Here is a 15,365-nt window from a genome sequence, read left to right on the forward strand (position 1 = left end):
TTAGCTAATTTAACAGTTAATCCACCATCTGCCTTAGCTACTACACCAATATTATTGTCGCTAAGTTTAGTTTCGTCTGCAATGCCACCTTTAATAGACAAGGTTTCATTAAGATTCTTGCTAACAGTTACACCCTCTGTATCACCCGTAAATTGTAGACCATCTTCCTTAGTGGCTACTTTATCACTCAACTTAATATCATACGTAGTCTTACCATTTTGAGTTTTAGCAGCAATCGTTAAATTATTGTTTTCTACAGGAGTACCTAATGCATCTGCTCCAGGTGTTACCGCTTCACCATTGAGCGTAATCGCTGTATGTGCGTCACTAGCAGTTTCACTAATTGCTGAGGCTACTGTTCTCAACTGTGCAACGTTAACTGCATCAGTATCAGCTGTACCAGCGGCTACATTTGTAATCTGACGTGTTTTACCGTTTGCACCAACAGATACAGCAGCTAGTGTAGATTTCCAAGTAGCATCAGTTTTTGTGGATGCTGTATCTGTAACTGGATCATAACCAACAACACCTTTATCTACAATGGCAATAGAATCAAAACCAAGAGCTACACCACCTACTGTTTCCACATTTGCCTTGTGACCAATTACAACCGCATCAGTTGCAGTTAGCTCAGTTTCTTCATCAACAGAACCCAATACGATACTATTGTTAGCACCAGTTAATTTACGGTTATCACCAAATACAACGGCAGTCTTAGTATCTTTAACTGTATTATTAATACCTGCTAAAGTTACATCATCCACATTTTCAGCTACATTTTTATAACCCATAATGGAGTTATATTGACTAATGTCACTAGCTGTACCAGTTAAGGTATTTTTTACACCAATAATAGAAGAGGCACGAGTGTAATCAGCTTTGTTACTACCACCAATAGCCAAAGTAGACCCGCCACTATCAGTATCACGTATAATTTTTAGCATTTTATCTTGCAATTCTTTAGCTGAATTTGCTGCTGAAGAACTATCCAATAAGCCCGTACCAGGAATAGAAATACTTGTTACAGAGTTAGTAATTTCATTACCTGCACCAAAGACTAAAGCCCCATTTGCATTGGCTACTTTATTCGCCAAACCTACGATACTACTAGCTACACCAGAACTAGAGTTTTCAGCAGTAGCTGACTCCATGCTATTCATGGAACCCATAATAACGGCACCAAAGTTTTTACCTGCATCAGTAGAGTTGCGTCCACCAGCATAATTACCAGTGGCTATAGAGTAGGCACCGGTAATTGTAGAAAAAAGGCCATTGTTAAAACTATTAGTACCAATTGTAGTTGTATTAACGCCCACACCAGCAGCTCTTCGGCCTGCTTCAGTAGTCGTATTTATATCTACATCACCTAATTTACCAACATATTTATGAGTGCCAACCATTAAGCTTCCAGAACGAGCATAAGAGTTTTCACCAATAGCTATGCCTGCTGCCACTTTAGATGGATCTGCAGGAATACGTGCAGTAGATAAGAAGTTACCACTAAATGTAGTCTGTCCAAGGGCAAAGACAGCTTCTTGCTTACCAGCCATGTTTTCTACATAGGCATTTTGACCTAGAGAAATACCAGCACTTTGGTCCGCATAGTTTTCAACTTTAGCACCATTACCAATAGCAATGTCGCCACTGCCTTTACCACCATTACTATCCAAAATCCAAGCTTTATGACCAATGGCAATACTATTGTGAGCTACTGCACTAGCCCCTACACCAGCAGCTAAGGCATTGTCACCCGTAGCGCCATCATTGTTGTAATTGCCACCTGGAGTGGTAGGAGCCTTTACACTGTAGTAGTGTGTCTTATCAGAAAGAGCACCTATCCCACTTACAGTATAAGTAGAACCATCATTACGGGTAAATGTTAATATATTATCTTTTAGCGTAACACTTGTTGTATCAAGATTTTTCAACCCAGTAATTTCAATAGTTTCAGCATTACTATCTGTTAAAACTAACGTTCCGTCAGCCTTATTATATGTTACTGCTCCACTGACAATAGTCGTATCAGTAGCATCAGCGGCCCAAACGCTACCACTAATCCCCGCGCTCAACGCCAACACAGCTAAAGCCACGCCAATACGCTGACCTGTCTGAGATTTTGTTGATGCTGTTTTACCAGCTTGTTTAGCAAGTTCAGAAACAACTACATAGCTGTTCTTAACCTTGCTCCAAATAACTTTGTAATGCTTATTCATTAGTAAGCCTCCTTGTACTAAAATTAGCTCTCTTTTAACCTTCAAATTGTCGATACATATAGGTATAAATAATTTAAATATAAATCATTTTTATTAATATGAATTTTACGTAAAAATAATCCTGCTCCTCTCTTATAAATACTAACGGACTATTCATTTATATTTTATTCTTTTATAACATTTCATGTCAATAAATTTAGAACATTTTTTGATTTTTAATTTCATTTTATTTTCACGCCTAAACCCACTCATTTCAGCTGTAATTTCAAAATTCATCTTGTTTTTATAATTCTATTTATCATATAATTTTCACCTTTTATCATATACTCAATTTCAATCATATTTTTTGATTTATTATAACTTTTTATCATATTTTTAAATATATAATTATCTTATTTAATTACTTTATTTGTTGTTTTAATTAATGGTAATTCAAGTATGCTTACAAGACCTACAAAATTTAAAATTTAGCATAAAAAAGACCACAACTACATGTATATACACATATAGTTGTGGCCATTTGCCTGCTATATATAATTGTTCTCTTCTCGTTTATTTGCTTTCAGCTTCCCACTCTGTATGGAACACGCCGTCTTTATCCGTGCGTTCGTATGTATGCGCACCGAAGAAGTCTCGTTGTGCTTGAATGAGATTAGCTGAAAGGCTAGCACGACGATAGCTATCGAAATAATCTAAGGATGCAGAGAATGCTGGTGTAGGAATACCAAAGCGTTTAGCCTCGATAATCGCTTCACGCCATTTTGCTTGATGTGCCTGAATCGCTTCCATGAAGAATGGATCTAAGAGCAAGTTGGACAATTCAGGATTGCGGTCGAAGGCTTTTTTAATATCTTCTAAGAAAACAGCACGAATGATACAACCACCACGCCATAATAAAGCCATATCACCAAAGTTAATATTCCAGCTATATTCTTTAGCAGCTGCTTTAATTAATGCAAAGCCTTGCGCATAAGAACAAATTTTAGACGCATATAAAGCAGAATGAATCGCATCGATAAATGCTTTTTTGTCGCCTTCATAGGTGCCTTCTGGCCCTTTTAATACATCAGCCGCTACAACTCGTTCATCTTTGTATGCTGACATGCCACGAGCAAATACAGCCTCTGCAATGGTTGGGATTGGCACGCCAAGGTCAAGACCTTCTTGGCTAGTCCATTTACCAGTACCCTTTTGACCAGCTTTATCTAAGATTAACTCTACAAGCGGAGTGCCTGTTTCTTTGTCTTTTACTTTTAAAATTTTAGACGTAATTTCAATTAAATAAGAATCTAATAAACCCTTATTCCATTCAGCAAATACGTCAGCCATTTCATCATCGCTCATGTGAAGAATTTCCTTCATCATGAAATATGCCTCAGAGATGAGCTGCATATCACCGTATTCAATGCCATTGTGAACCATTTTTACATAGTGGCCTGCACCATCATTGCCCACATAGCTACAGCAAGGACCATCAGTTACTTTCGCAGCAATCGCTGTGAAAATTGGCGCCAATTCTTTGTAGGACGCTTCTGTTCCGCCTGGCATTAAGCTTGGACCATTAAGAGCGCCTTCTTCACCACCAGATACGCCTACGCCTAAATAACGGAAGCCTTTAGCTTCAAGGTCTTTAGCACGACGAATAGTATCTTTAAAATAGGAGTTACCACCATCGATTAATGTATCGCCTTTATCTAAATATGGTAAAAAGGCTTCAATCATATCATCTACTGGTTTACCAGCTTTAACTAAGAACATGATTTTACGAGGTTTTTCCAACATGTTAACGAATTCTTCTGGCGTATGAGCACCACCAATAGTGCCTTCATGACCATAGTTCTTAACAAAATCATCTGTTTTTTGAGGTGTGCGGTTGTACACAGCAATGCTAAATCCATTACGTGCTACATTGCGCGCTAAGTTCTGCCCCATAACAGCTAAACCAACTAAACCAAATTCAAACTTTTTATTTTCCATTCTTATCTCCTCTTCTGCAAAATATATCTTGCGTTGTTTTTAGAGTATATATGTATTATATCATATTCCAATAATCTATTAATTGGCTAAGCTTTCTCTCGTCATATTGGTAAAATAAATTGCAGTTCACTGCTTATATATTTAGTCCGCTCTAGTTACTATTACAGACTCAATTGCCATTCGCAACTTGCATATGCTTAATTGCCCCTAAGCGCTACTTACTTAATTGCGACTCACATGATGTTGTTCTTTCAAGCGACCAATCATGACAGATGCAATAAACATCAATATACCAGCGCCAATGGTCATCCAAGACAACCATTCATTAAAGAGCATAAAGCCCCAGAAGGCGTTAAAGAATACCCCAATATACTGCAGGAACTGTGCTACTACAGCATTGGTAGCCACAAAGGCACCTGTTAGGAAGAATTGAGCAAATACGGAGATACCACCGATGACAAAAATTAAAATCCATTGTCGTGTATCAGGCCATACAAAGTCTTCCCACATAAAAATACCACCTACTACAATCATGGATACTAAGAAGTAAAACATGATTTCATAGGGGCTATGATGACCACTCTGGCTAATCTGACGAATCGTCGTATACGCTGCCGCCGCAAATAAAGCACCGCCAATGGCATATAAAGAGTACCAGTGGAAATCATTATATGACCAAGGCTTGATCATAATAATAACAGCCAACAAGATAACCAATAACCATTTGCCAGCACCACTAGGGATAGGCTCTTTTAAAATATACGTGCTAAAAATAAACACGAAAATCCCCGATAATTGGAATAATATGGACGCATCCGCAAGCTGCATATAAGCAAGGGCAAGGAAGTTTAAGAAATTGCCTAAACCACCGAATACACCGCGCATCACTAGCATGCCACGGTTTTCTGTGGAGAAGGATATCTTATGCCACCCCATATACGCCAAAACAGCTACTGTGCCAATGAGGCCACGGAAAAAAGTAATCTCCGCCGCCGGCATACCTTGCCCTAGCATTTTTACAAAGGCATTCATAATACTCAACAACAATGCCGATGACACTGCATAGAAAAAGGCTTTTTTCATTACATCACTACTTTCTAGCTATTAAATTGTTCTGTTTATTATGCCTATGCTCGTTTAACTCATCCCCCATTAGGTAAAGTTAAACGAACACAGACTAGGCTTTAAAGCCAATTATTTTCCAAAGCTGTCGATGAAATCTAAGATTTCACGTCCCATCGATTCTTTGTCGATTGTCTTAGTAAAACGAAGTTCTTTGTCTTGTAACTCAGCTAATTGTTTTGGAAATGCCACGCCAGTAACTGCCGAAATATGCTCTAAACTATCATAAGGTGTAACACCTTTTTCTAGTTCTAAGGCCTCACAAATAGCTGGTGGGAATTTAAATGGATGCGCCGTAGCCGCAATAATTGTATGACGGCCACCATCTTCTGGATGCTCTTGTAGCTCCTTCATGTAGGCCCCCATAGCCACAGCTGTATGAGGATCTAATAAATAGCCATAGGAATTGTATACTTGCTCAATGATAGCCTTCGTTTCTTCGTCATTTACGAATTGACCACTAAACAATTGTTGAATGCGTTTTAATTCCTCATCCGTTACAGATAATTTACCGGTGCTCTTAAGGTCTGCCATGCGCGCTTTCGTTATGTCCGGATCTTGTCCGCTCATATAATATAAAAAGCGTTCAAAATTAGAGCTTTCCAAGATGTCCATGGATGGTGAAATCGTCGTATAGAACGGACGATTCATATCATAAGTGCCATTCTTAAAGAAATCAGTGAGCACATTGTTGCGATTGGAAGCACAGATTAACTTGCCAATAGGCACGCCCATTAATTTTGCAAAATAGGCTGCTAAAATATTGCCAAAGTTACCTGTTGGCACAATGACGTTGAAGGCTTCATCCTTGTGAATCGCACCTTGTCCGACCAATTCCTCATAAGCTGCTACATAGTACACCACTTGTGGCGCCAATCGTCCCACATTAATCGAATTCGCACTGGAGAAGCGAACTCCTTTAGCGGCTGCTTTTTCAGCCATCGCTTCGTCCACAAAGAGACGTTTTAAAAATTGCTGCGCATCGTCAAAATTACCGTTAATGGCGGTTACATTCACATTAGCCCCTTCTTGCTTTTGCATTTGTTCTTGTTGCATAGGACTAACACCATCTGTAGGGTAAAACACTTGAATATGTGTGCCCGCTACATCTTTAAAACCTTCTAAAGCAGCCTTTCCTGTATCACCAGAAGTAGCCGTTAAAATCAAGACTTCTTTATCTTCCCCTTCAGCCTCTTTAGCCGCTACTAAAAGATATGGGAATAAGGACAAGGCCATATCTTTAAAGGCTTGTGTGCGACCGTGGAATAATTCCAATACAGAAACACGCTCAAGCAAGGAATGAATGGGCGCAATATCAGTGGTACTGAAATTGCTAGTACTATAGGCTGCGTTGATCATTTCTTTTAAATGAGCCTCTGAAAAACATGGGAAAAACTTACTGAGCACAATAAAAGCAATCTCCTGATAGCTTTTATCTGCAATCATATCATATGTAATAGTCCGTTCAGGAAATCCTGCTGGCACATATAAACCACCATCATTAGCTAAGCCGTGAAGCAAAGCATATGTTTCACTAACATTTTGTACACTACGGGTACTTGTATATTTCATCTCTCTATCCCTCATATTCCTATAAACAACGATTGTACAACAAATCAATCTATGAATTCTACCATAACCTCCCTAAGCAAATACAATATGATAGCCGTACAATTACAGTACCATTAGTACTTAAAAGCCTAATAAAATAATTGCTGATAAAGAAATATAGGCTAGAACCCTATTTATAGATTATCATTTTATTATAACTAAAATGAAGAGAATTTTCTAGGCAAAAAACGAACCCCCTACTACAAAAGTAATAGAGGGTTCGTTTTAATTTATGTGGTGGATCACCAGGGGTTCGAACCCTGGACACCCTGATTAAGAGTCAGGTGCTCTGCCAGCTGAGCTAGTGATCCATAGAACGTTACTAATTATACTCCAATACATTTTAATTGTAAAGGATAAAAATATAGAATTGTTCCACCTAGATTTTGTCTTGCTCAACCAGTCTATAAGGCGTCAAATATGAAGTTTTACACTTCACGAGACGCGCCAAAGGTCGTCTCCATAATTTCGATAAATTCTTTAGTCAACCCATTCATTCCCTCTTTGCTAGCAAAGGCACCATAGGTTCGATTAATGCGCGCTTCATTATTATATAGAGGTACTCGCGCTACTTTTTCTTTATACAGCGAGCTCCCCTCGCCACCTTCTACAATCATAAAACCACGATTACTTAAAACTAGAAGATGGGCTTCTTCCATATTCTCTACAAAGATACATTCACTTTTTACACCCATATCATTGTGATAATAAGCGGCTTCCATTTTTTCTTGTTCTTTGGAGGCCAATAAAATGCACGGCGTATGTCTCAAATCATCAAAACTTATACGTTGCAGATCGCTCAAAGGATTTGCTTTTGCTAATTCTACAAACATGGGATTGCGACGAAGTACAACATTGACATAACTATCTGCAAAGACCCGACGTTGGTCATTAAAAGCCACTTGAATTGTTTCATTCTTAAGCATCCAATAGAGTTCCTCATGAGTTCCACTAGTTACATGAATCTCCACATCTGGATGTCGTTCATAGAAAGTGGCTACACATTCTTCTATCTCAGGTCCTCTATACCCACGTAAATAGCCAAGGTGAAAAATATCCCCCGTATCCCGATGAATACGCTTTATATCATTACATAATTTTTCATAATCAGATACTATAACAATGCCACGTTGATAAAATTGTTCTCCTGCCGGCGTAAGCGAAAAGGTTCTATTATGACGCCACAAAAGCTCAACCCCTAGCTCTCGCTCTAAGGCCCTAATCTGTTGTGATATAGCGGATTGTGATATATGACAGGCCTCAGCAGCTTCACTAAAGTTATGATATTTAACAACCGCTAAAAAATATCGCAATTGTGTCAACATAAGTGTATCTCCTATGCTATAAATATGCTATGAAACATAAAAAAGGACTATCTCGCCATCTAGCGAAATAGTCCTTCTATGTCTTATTATAGATTACCGATGCCTAGGACCCAGTAGATGGCTAAGCGAAGTAGACTTAATCCTAAAATAACTTCTACAAGGAAGTGTAATGTACCTTCCATGTTTTTCCCCAAACGAGATAAACCCGATTTATACGCAATATCGCAACCGCACATGATAACTCCTCCTATCACACTTATGATATTAACAGCGATTGTGTTTAATCACTCATATCTTTTATTAATACAGACTGTTAGTTTCTATACATATATAATACTACAAACTAGGACTCTATAACAACGTTTGAAATAGCCGTCCTATATCAATTCCGCATATGATATAATTAAATCAGAGTTATTTTGAGTATTTTAGATATATCGAAATAATTAACTGTATCATAATGGTATGTTTTCTAAGTTATAAACAAAATATATTGTAGTAAAGGATTATCTCATGAGTATTGAAGTCTTACTATTTGAAATGATAAAACGCATCAGCATGGCCGTCGTACTGGGACTTATTGTATCACAGATGCGCCTCTTCGATCGTCTTATCGCTCACAAATTATCCGCTGGTGATAAATTTGTTTTCATTATTCTCTTCTCCAGTATCGCCATCGCTGGTACCTATGCAGGCATTCCTGTGGACGACGCATTAGCTAACTCGCGTATGATTGGCATTATGGCAGCAGGTCTCATTGCTGGTCCCTCTATGGGCAGTGCAGTCGGAATCGTATCCGGTATTCACCGCTACTCTTTAGGTGGCTTTACCGCCTTAGCCTGTGCCATCTCCTCTATAACGGAAGGTCTCTTGGCTGGGCTTGTCCAAAAGTATTATAAACGAACACCCGTACCGTGGACCATTGCCTTAGCCGTTGGTTTTGTAGGCGAAATCGTACAAATGGCGATTATTCTACTCGTAGCAAAGCCCTTTGAGCAGGCATACACCTTAGTCAGTGACATTGCGCTACCCATGATTATTGCCAACTCCCTAGGGCTATCTTTATTTATTAAAATTACCAAGGATAGTTTACATCAACGTGAAATTCAAAAGGCCAGTCAAAATCAAAACATTTTATCTATTGCCCGTGAAACGGTGCGCTACTTCCGAAAAGGTTTAACACCTGAGTCAGCTGCTGCCGTTGTGCGCATTATAAAAAAACACAGTCTCTACGATGCCGTGTCTATTACGGATACAGAGCATGTGTTGGCCTACATTGGCGCCGAAGTGGAACACCATGCGCCAGGTGTGGCCTCCCATTTAACGAATGTCACTATCGATTCATTAAAATCGGGTACCATACACATAGCGTATACGCCGAAACAAATCGGCTGTACAGAGCCTCATTGCTCGTTAAAAAGCGCCATTGTTGTACCTTTAATGATTAAATCACGCATCATTGGGTCATTGAAAATGTATTACACTGACCCCTCCCATGTGCCTGATGCATCTGATGTGGCCTTTGCGCAAGGCTTAGCCGATTTATTCTCGACTCAGCTAGAACTGACAGAAATAGATCATCAACAGCAACTCGTAGAAGCCGCTAAAATGCAAACCCTGCACGCGCAGATTAATCCGCATTTTCTGTTCAATACCTTAAATACGATTTCATCTTTAATTCGTACTAATCCAGAACATGCACGGCGCTTGCTCATTAAATTCTCCCAAATGTTCCGCTTTACACTACAATATACGGGACGCATCATTTCTATCGAACAGGAATGGGAACAAGTGACGGCCTTCACAGAAATTTCTATGGCTCGTCATGGAGACAAACTCTTCATTACACACAATATTTCCCCAGAAGTATTTTCCTATGGCATTCCATCCTTAACGCTGCAACCTATTATTGAAAATTCCATCAAACATGGTTTGCAGCCTCGTGAAGTGGGTGGCTCCATTGCCATTGAAGGCTATGAAACTGACACAGATATTGTCTTCACCGTTACCGATGATGGTGTGGGCTTTGACCAGGACCCTAGTTATTATCTAGAGCATCCCCCTGAAGGTCATATCGGCCTTAGCAATGTGCATCGCCGCCTTTGTGGTCTCTATGGCCAACAATATGGACTCACCGTTACCTCTACGCCAGAAGAAGGTACGGTGGTAACAATTCGCATTCCTAAGATTAAACCAGAGCCGACCAAAGGGCTAAATTCTAAAGAGGATTGATTTAAAACTTAGCCTAGTGCTCACTCATATTAATGTAGTGCTCACTCATATTAATGTAGTGCTCACTCTATTTAATATAATGTAATATACGAACCTTACTAACCAACTTAAACACAACGCAATGCTTCTACTAAAAAAACGTAGCACATTGCTAACAAAAATTTAAGCCAATTGCTAACAAGAAGTTAGCATATTACAAATAATCTAACCATAAGGAGGGACTATGATACGAACGATTTTAATTGATGATGAAGCACCAGCTCGTGACGAGCTGCGTTATTTATTAACAACTCATCATGCCGATACAATTGATATTATTGGCGAAACTGATAATGCTACTGCTGCTATTTCACTTATTACACGAGAGCAGCCTGACCTTATATTCTTAGACATTCATATGCATGGTCTTTCAGGTCTTGAACTGGGCCAAGTAGTTCATGATATTTCACCGAAAAGTAAAATTATCTTTGCTACAGCCTATGACGAATACGCCTTAAAAGCCTTTGAACTACAAGCCTTAGACTATGTAGTCAAACCGATTGAAGAAGAGCGTCTCGCAAAAGCTGTGACCCATGCCAAGAAAGCCCTCTATCCTAATGGCATTCCCACTGAGTCCTCAGAGGCAGCTACCGAGGAGGGCCTTAGTACAGCAAGTACAGCAAATACTGCTAGTACTCCTACTGGAACTGCTGAAGCCATCGCATCTGACGAGAGCACTGCTAGTAGCACAGCACCGATTGCACCATCTATTCGGACAAATAAAATTGCCGTTGATGATGGCGCACACATTTTACTAATTGATCTGGATACTATTTCCTATATCACTGGTGAATCGGGACGCCTTGAGGTACATACCACTAAGGGCTCCTACAAATCTAACAAAACTTTAACAGAACTACAGGAGCGCTTGCGAGGTACTTCACTCTATCGCGTGCACCGCAGCTATATAGTAAATCTCAACATGGTCAGCGAAGTCGTTCCTTGGTTTAAGGGCACCTACTGGCTACGCTTGCCCCAAACTACAGCGAAAGGTACAGAATTAATAGACATCCCTGTGAGTAAGGCGCAAGTAAAACCAATTAAGGAGCTCCTTGGTATTAGTTAATACGAACTAACTTGCTACATATAATCACATAACGCAAAAGGAGTTGCCACATTGTGGCAACTCCTTCTGTATTTTATTGAGGTTCATCGTAAGATTACGAATTTTTTATTTCAATCTTTTTTCTCGACCTCGAGTATATTCACTTAACCCTTACTATGTGTAAGCTTATGCTTTGTCAGCTTCCATTTCTTTTAAAGCTTCAGCTTCGATGTCATCTTCAGTGCGGAAGTCTTGTTTTTGTTTTGCAAGGCGAATCCAGCTACGAACTGCTTCAACCATTACAAGAGCAACTAATAAGAACATTACAACACTTACAAGTACTAACATCCATTTTCCTTCTGGAATGTAGTTCCAGAATACGTTTTCATAGTCAGCCATAACTGTGATAACTGCGATGAATACGCAAGGAATAGCTGTTACCCAAGCATAACGTTTGTGACCAAGGTGCATGATTACTGTAGTACCGATGGCAAGGCCCATAGTAGCAAGTAATTGGTTAGATACACCGAATAATGGCCAAATTGTACCAATGTTACCTTGAAGAACTAAGTAACCCCATGCAAAACATACTAGGAAAGAGGAGAAGTATACGCCTGGTGTCCAGTGAGTATCTTTCATCTTAGGAATAACCATACCTAGTAATTCTTGTACCATGTAACGGCTTACGCGAGTCCCTGTATCGATCAAAGTCAAGATGAACAATGCTTCGAACATGATACAGAAATGGTACCAGTAACTCATCAAATGACTCATGCTAGGTACTTTGGAGAAGATATGAGCCATACCTACTGCTAAGGATACGGCACCACCTGGACGGTGCATTAATTCTTCACCAACCATTTGAGACAATTGAGGTAATTCGTGAACTTGAAGACCAAGTGTGCTGAATGTTTCAGCTGTAGAGTTGATTGCGAAATAATCATTTGGATGTAAGCTTGTTGCTGCAATCAAAGCCATCATAGCGATGAATGCTTCAGTAAGCATAGCACCATAACCGATAGGAAGCATTTCCTTTTCATTCATGATCATTTTTGGAGTTGTACCAGTGGATACAGTTGCGTGGAAACCAGATAAAGCACCACAAGCAATTGTAATAAATACAAATGGAATTGCAGAACCACTAAGTACTGGGCCGCCCCCACCAACATAAGCGGAGAATGCAGGCATTTGAAGAGTTGGCATTACGATGATGATACCTAATGCTAAGGCACCAATTGTACCAACTTTTAAGTATGTGGAAAGATATCCACGAGGTGCTAATAACAACCATACTGGAAGTGCTGCAGCGAAGAAGCTGTATACAGCAAGCATGATTTGGATGGAGTGACGATCCCAAGTGAAATATGGAGCTAAAGAGGAATGAGCAATATCAGGGCCGTAGATAACAGCAGCCATGATTAATACCATACCAATGATAGTAGCTTCACGGATTTGACCAGGGCGCAACCAACGAAGGTAAACACCGATGAATACAGCGATAGGAATAGTAGCACTAACTGTGAAGAAGCCCCATGGGGAATTTTCAAGAGAGTTAGCAACTACGGCAGCCATACCAGCCATAGTGATAATTAACAAGAATAATGTTGCAAGAAGTGTACCCATGCCAGCTGCTTTAGAAATTTCAGCGCGAGCAATGTCGGCAATGGATTTACCTTGGTAACGAACTGATGCGAATAAAAGTACAAAGTCATGTACTGCACCAGCAAGTACGGAACCGATTAAGATCCAAAGTACACCTGGTAAATAACCAAATTGTGCAGCAATAACAGGACCAACTAAAGGACCTGCACCAGCGATAGCTGCGAAATGTTGACCAAATGTTACCCATTTGTTTGTTGGTACATAGTCAACGCCATCATTGATGGCAACTGCTGGGGTTGTACGATACTGATTAACAGTAAGAACTTTGGCTGCAATAAAGGCACCGTATAGACGATATGCAATCGCTAAAACGAGGGCCGATATGATAACCAAATAAAGACCGTTCATTTCCATTTGTATGAACCTCCTCAAAAATAAAATAAGTGCATCGGAAAGACTACATCTATAAATTATGTTTTCATATGATTTCTTGTAGCTCTTTCATCTGTATGCATTGTAGTATGTTTTCAAAATTCCGTAAACGAATTTTCTATGAATGGAATAAAAAGGGGGGCAAATGGAAATAACTGGAGGTAAAAGGAAATAAATTTATGGTTAGAAAATTAATAGTCTACATAATTAATTTTTTAATTAATTACTCTTTCACTATACATTGTAATAGACAAAAACACCCTTATAATGCCTATACTCCTTGATTCTTCATCCCTACGCTATCGCTTATAAATACAACAAGAGACATATATCACTTTAAGTGATATATGTCTCTTCATATCTTATTCAGGCTATCATTTTCTATATATAGAAATGCTCCCATGTAGCAGATATTATAACTACATTCTACTCTATACGCATACTCCTACTATAAGGAACTTTCGTAGATAGCTAAAATGTCTTCTGTTGTAAAGTTTGTATACGAGGTTGGGTAGCGATTAGAAGATTCTGCAATAGCTGGCAAGGCCTCTTTAGGAATATTCACTTCCCCTAATGTAGTTGGCGCACCAATGGATTTAAAGTAATTTCGCAATGCTTCAATCCCTGCTAACGCCAATTCCTCATCAGATGCATAGTCTTCTGGCTTTAAGCCCCAAATATGAGTGGCAAAGCGTACAAATCGTTCCAGATGATCCTTGTATATATATTTCAATAACATAGGATGAACAATGGCAAGCCCTGCACCATGAGGAATATCATAGAAAGCAGATAAGGCATGCTCAATCTGATGAGACATCCAGTCCTGAGCCTTCCCCAAGCCCATAATGCCATTTAAAGCCATCGTAGCGCCCCACATAATATTAGAACGGGCTTCATAATTTGTTAAATCCTGAAGTGCTACAGCAGCATTTTCCATAATATTTTTAAAGGTTGCTTCCAATAAAGCATCGCTTAAATTATTAGTTTCTGGCGTAGAGAAATATTGCTCCATCAAATGGGACAACATATCGCAAATCCCATATACGACTTGCTCTCTAGGTAATGAATAGGTATAGGTAGGATCTAAAATAGAAAATTGAGGATATAAAGCATCGCCATAGCCACCTAATTTTTTCTGTGCTTCCCAATCAGTTACCACACCGCGATTGTTCATTTCACTACCTGTAGCTGACATAGTAAGTACTACGCCTACTGGCAAGGCTTTGGTTACATTTTCGCGCTTCAAGAACATGTGTTGCCACCAATCATAGTCTTCTTCAACTAAAGCAACGGCACCGATAAATTTGGAGCAATCCACTACCGAGCCACCACCTACAGCGAGAATTAAGTCAACCTTGTGTTCTCGGCAAAGTTGTGCGCCTTCAACCACTTTTTCCTTCCGTGGATTAGACATGATGCCCGATAATTCAACTACAGTTTTATTGGCTTTTTTAAGCTCTTCCATAACAGCTTCGTAAATGCCATTTTTCTTAATACTTCCGCCCCCATAAGTAAGTAATACAGTAGGGCCATACTTAGGTAATTCTTCTGCTAATTTTGCTACACTATGCTCCCCAAAATGAATTTTTGTAGGATTATAAAATGAAAATGCGTCCATACTTACCTCCTCATAGCGCGTTCGCTATGTCTTTAATAAATTTATCCTTGTATTACTAATTCTATCTTTACGGTTCTATTTCCTTTCTTGCACCACTACTTCTATTCTTACAGGACTACTAATGTTTCCTGTACGGCTAATGTTTCCTG

General features: G+C 39.3%; 10 protein-coding genes and 1 tRNA gene. 2 read left to right on the plus strand and 9 right to left on the minus strand.

The window, feature by feature from the left end; all coding sequences use genetic code 11:
* The 7 genes from QZR90_RS08450 to QZR90_RS08480 form a co-directional block, all read right to left on the minus strand.
* On the minus strand, nucleotides 1-2,213 hold a 2,213-nt coding region (locus QZR90_RS08450), incomplete at its 3' end, for an ESPR-type extended signal peptide-containing protein (RefSeq protein WP_295790851.1).
* A gap of 552 nt (nucleotides 2,214-2,765) precedes the next feature.
* Entirely contained in the window at nucleotides 2,766-4,190 is a 1,425-nt protein-coding gene (gnd, locus tag QZR90_RS08455; protein ID WP_295790853.1) for a decarboxylating NADP(+)-dependent phosphogluconate dehydrogenase, read from the minus strand.
* Between the two features lie 222 nt (nucleotides 4,191-4,412).
* Complete coding sequence (locus tag QZR90_RS08460; RefSeq protein ID WP_295790855.1) at nucleotides 4,413-5,273, minus strand: DMT family transporter; 861 nt, start codon at nucleotides 5,271-5,273, stop codon at nucleotides 4,413-4,415.
* A 111-nt stretch (nucleotides 5,274-5,384) separates the two neighbouring features.
* Nucleotides 5,385-6,884 carry a threonine synthase gene (gene thrC / locus QZR90_RS08465; RefSeq protein WP_295790858.1) on the minus strand — a complete coding sequence of 500 codons (1,500 nt, stop codon included), beginning with the start codon at nucleotides 6,882-6,884 and terminating at the stop codon, nucleotides 5,385-5,387.
* Between the two features lie 274 nt (nucleotides 6,885-7,158).
* Nucleotides 7,159-7,234 (minus strand) — tRNA-Lys (locus QZR90_RS08470).
* 117 nt (nucleotides 7,235-7,351) lie between these two features.
* On the minus strand, nucleotides 7,352-8,248 hold the full coding sequence (locus QZR90_RS08475) for a LysR family transcriptional regulator (RefSeq protein ID WP_295790861.1): 897 nt from the start codon (nucleotides 8,246-8,248) through the stop codon (nucleotides 7,352-7,354).
* Between the two features lie 86 nt (nucleotides 8,249-8,334).
* The gene (locus tag QZR90_RS08480) at nucleotides 8,335-8,484 is read right to left on the minus strand and encodes a hypothetical protein (protein ID WP_295790863.1); all 150 of its coding nucleotides are present in this window, start codon (nucleotides 8,482-8,484) and stop codon (nucleotides 8,335-8,337) included.
* Between the two features lie 277 nt (nucleotides 8,485-8,761).
* On the opposite strand from QZR90_RS08480, the gene QZR90_RS08485 reads away from it, so the two are divergent.
* The gene (locus tag QZR90_RS08485) at nucleotides 8,762-10,480 is read left to right on the plus strand and encodes a LytS/YhcK type 5TM receptor domain-containing protein (protein ID WP_295790867.1); all 1,719 of its coding nucleotides are present in this window, start codon (nucleotides 8,762-8,764) and stop codon (nucleotides 10,478-10,480) included.
* Between the two features lie 223 nt (nucleotides 10,481-10,703).
* Nucleotides 10,704-11,585 (plus strand): LytTR family DNA-binding domain-containing protein, encoded by an 882-nt coding sequence (locus QZR90_RS08490; RefSeq protein WP_295790870.1) that lies wholly within the window; start codon nucleotides 10,704-10,706, stop codon nucleotides 11,583-11,585.
* 165 nt (nucleotides 11,586-11,750) lie between these two features.
* Here the strand turns inward: QZR90_RS08490 and QZR90_RS08495 are convergent, their stop codons facing one another.
* Together QZR90_RS08495 and QZR90_RS08500 are read right to left on the minus strand one after the other, a co-directional pair.
* Nucleotides 11,751-13,580, minus strand: coding sequence for a carbon starvation protein A (locus tag QZR90_RS08495; protein WP_295790873.1), 1,830 nt, complete (start codon nucleotides 13,578-13,580; stop codon nucleotides 11,751-11,753).
* 466 nt (nucleotides 13,581-14,046) lie between these two features.
* The gene (locus QZR90_RS08500; protein WP_295790876.1) at nucleotides 14,047-15,216 is read right to left on the minus strand and encodes an iron-containing alcohol dehydrogenase; all 1,170 of its coding nucleotides are present in this window, start codon (nucleotides 15,214-15,216) and stop codon (nucleotides 14,047-14,049) included.
* Nucleotides 15,217-15,365: the final 149 nt, after the last annotated feature.

Origin of the sequence: uncultured Veillonella sp. (assembly GCF_900545795.1) — a bacterium.
Lineage (GTDB): Bacteria > Bacillota > Negativicutes > Veillonellales > Veillonellaceae > Veillonella_A.

What these genes read in the sequence shown, in the direction of transcription:
- gnd (WP_295790853.1), bottom strand. Translation starts at nt 4,190, where the DNA reads ATGGAAAATAAAAAGTTTGAATTTGGTTTAGTTGGTTTAGCTGTTATG.
- QZR90_RS08460 (WP_295790855.1), bottom strand. Translation starts at nt 5,273, where the DNA reads ATGAAAAAAGCCTTTTTCTATGCAGTGTCATCGGCATTGTTGTTGAGT.
- thrC (WP_295790858.1), bottom strand. Translation starts at nt 6,884, where the DNA reads ATGAAATATACAAGTACCCGTAGTGTACAAAATGTTAGTGAAACATAT.
- QZR90_RS08475 (WP_295790861.1), bottom strand. Translation starts at nt 8,248, where the DNA reads ATGTTGACACAATTGCGATATTTTTTAGCGGTTGTTAAATATCATAAC.
- QZR90_RS08480 (WP_295790863.1), bottom strand. Translation starts at nt 8,484, where the DNA reads ATGTGCGGTTGCGATATTGCGTATAAATCGGGTTTATCTCGTTTGGGG.
- QZR90_RS08485 (WP_295790867.1), top strand. Translation starts at nt 8,762, where the DNA reads ATGAGTATTGAAGTCTTACTATTTGAAATGATAAAACGCATCAGCATG.
- QZR90_RS08490 (WP_295790870.1), top strand. Translation starts at nt 10,704, where the DNA reads ATGATACGAACGATTTTAATTGATGATGAAGCACCAGCTCGTGACGAG.
- QZR90_RS08495 (WP_295790873.1), bottom strand. Translation starts at nt 13,580, where the DNA reads ATGGAAATGAACGGTCTTTATTTGGTTATCATATCGGCCCTCGTTTTA.
- QZR90_RS08500 (WP_295790876.1), bottom strand. Translation starts at nt 15,216, where the DNA reads ATGGACGCATTTTCATTTTATAATCCTACAAAAATTCATTTTGGGGAG.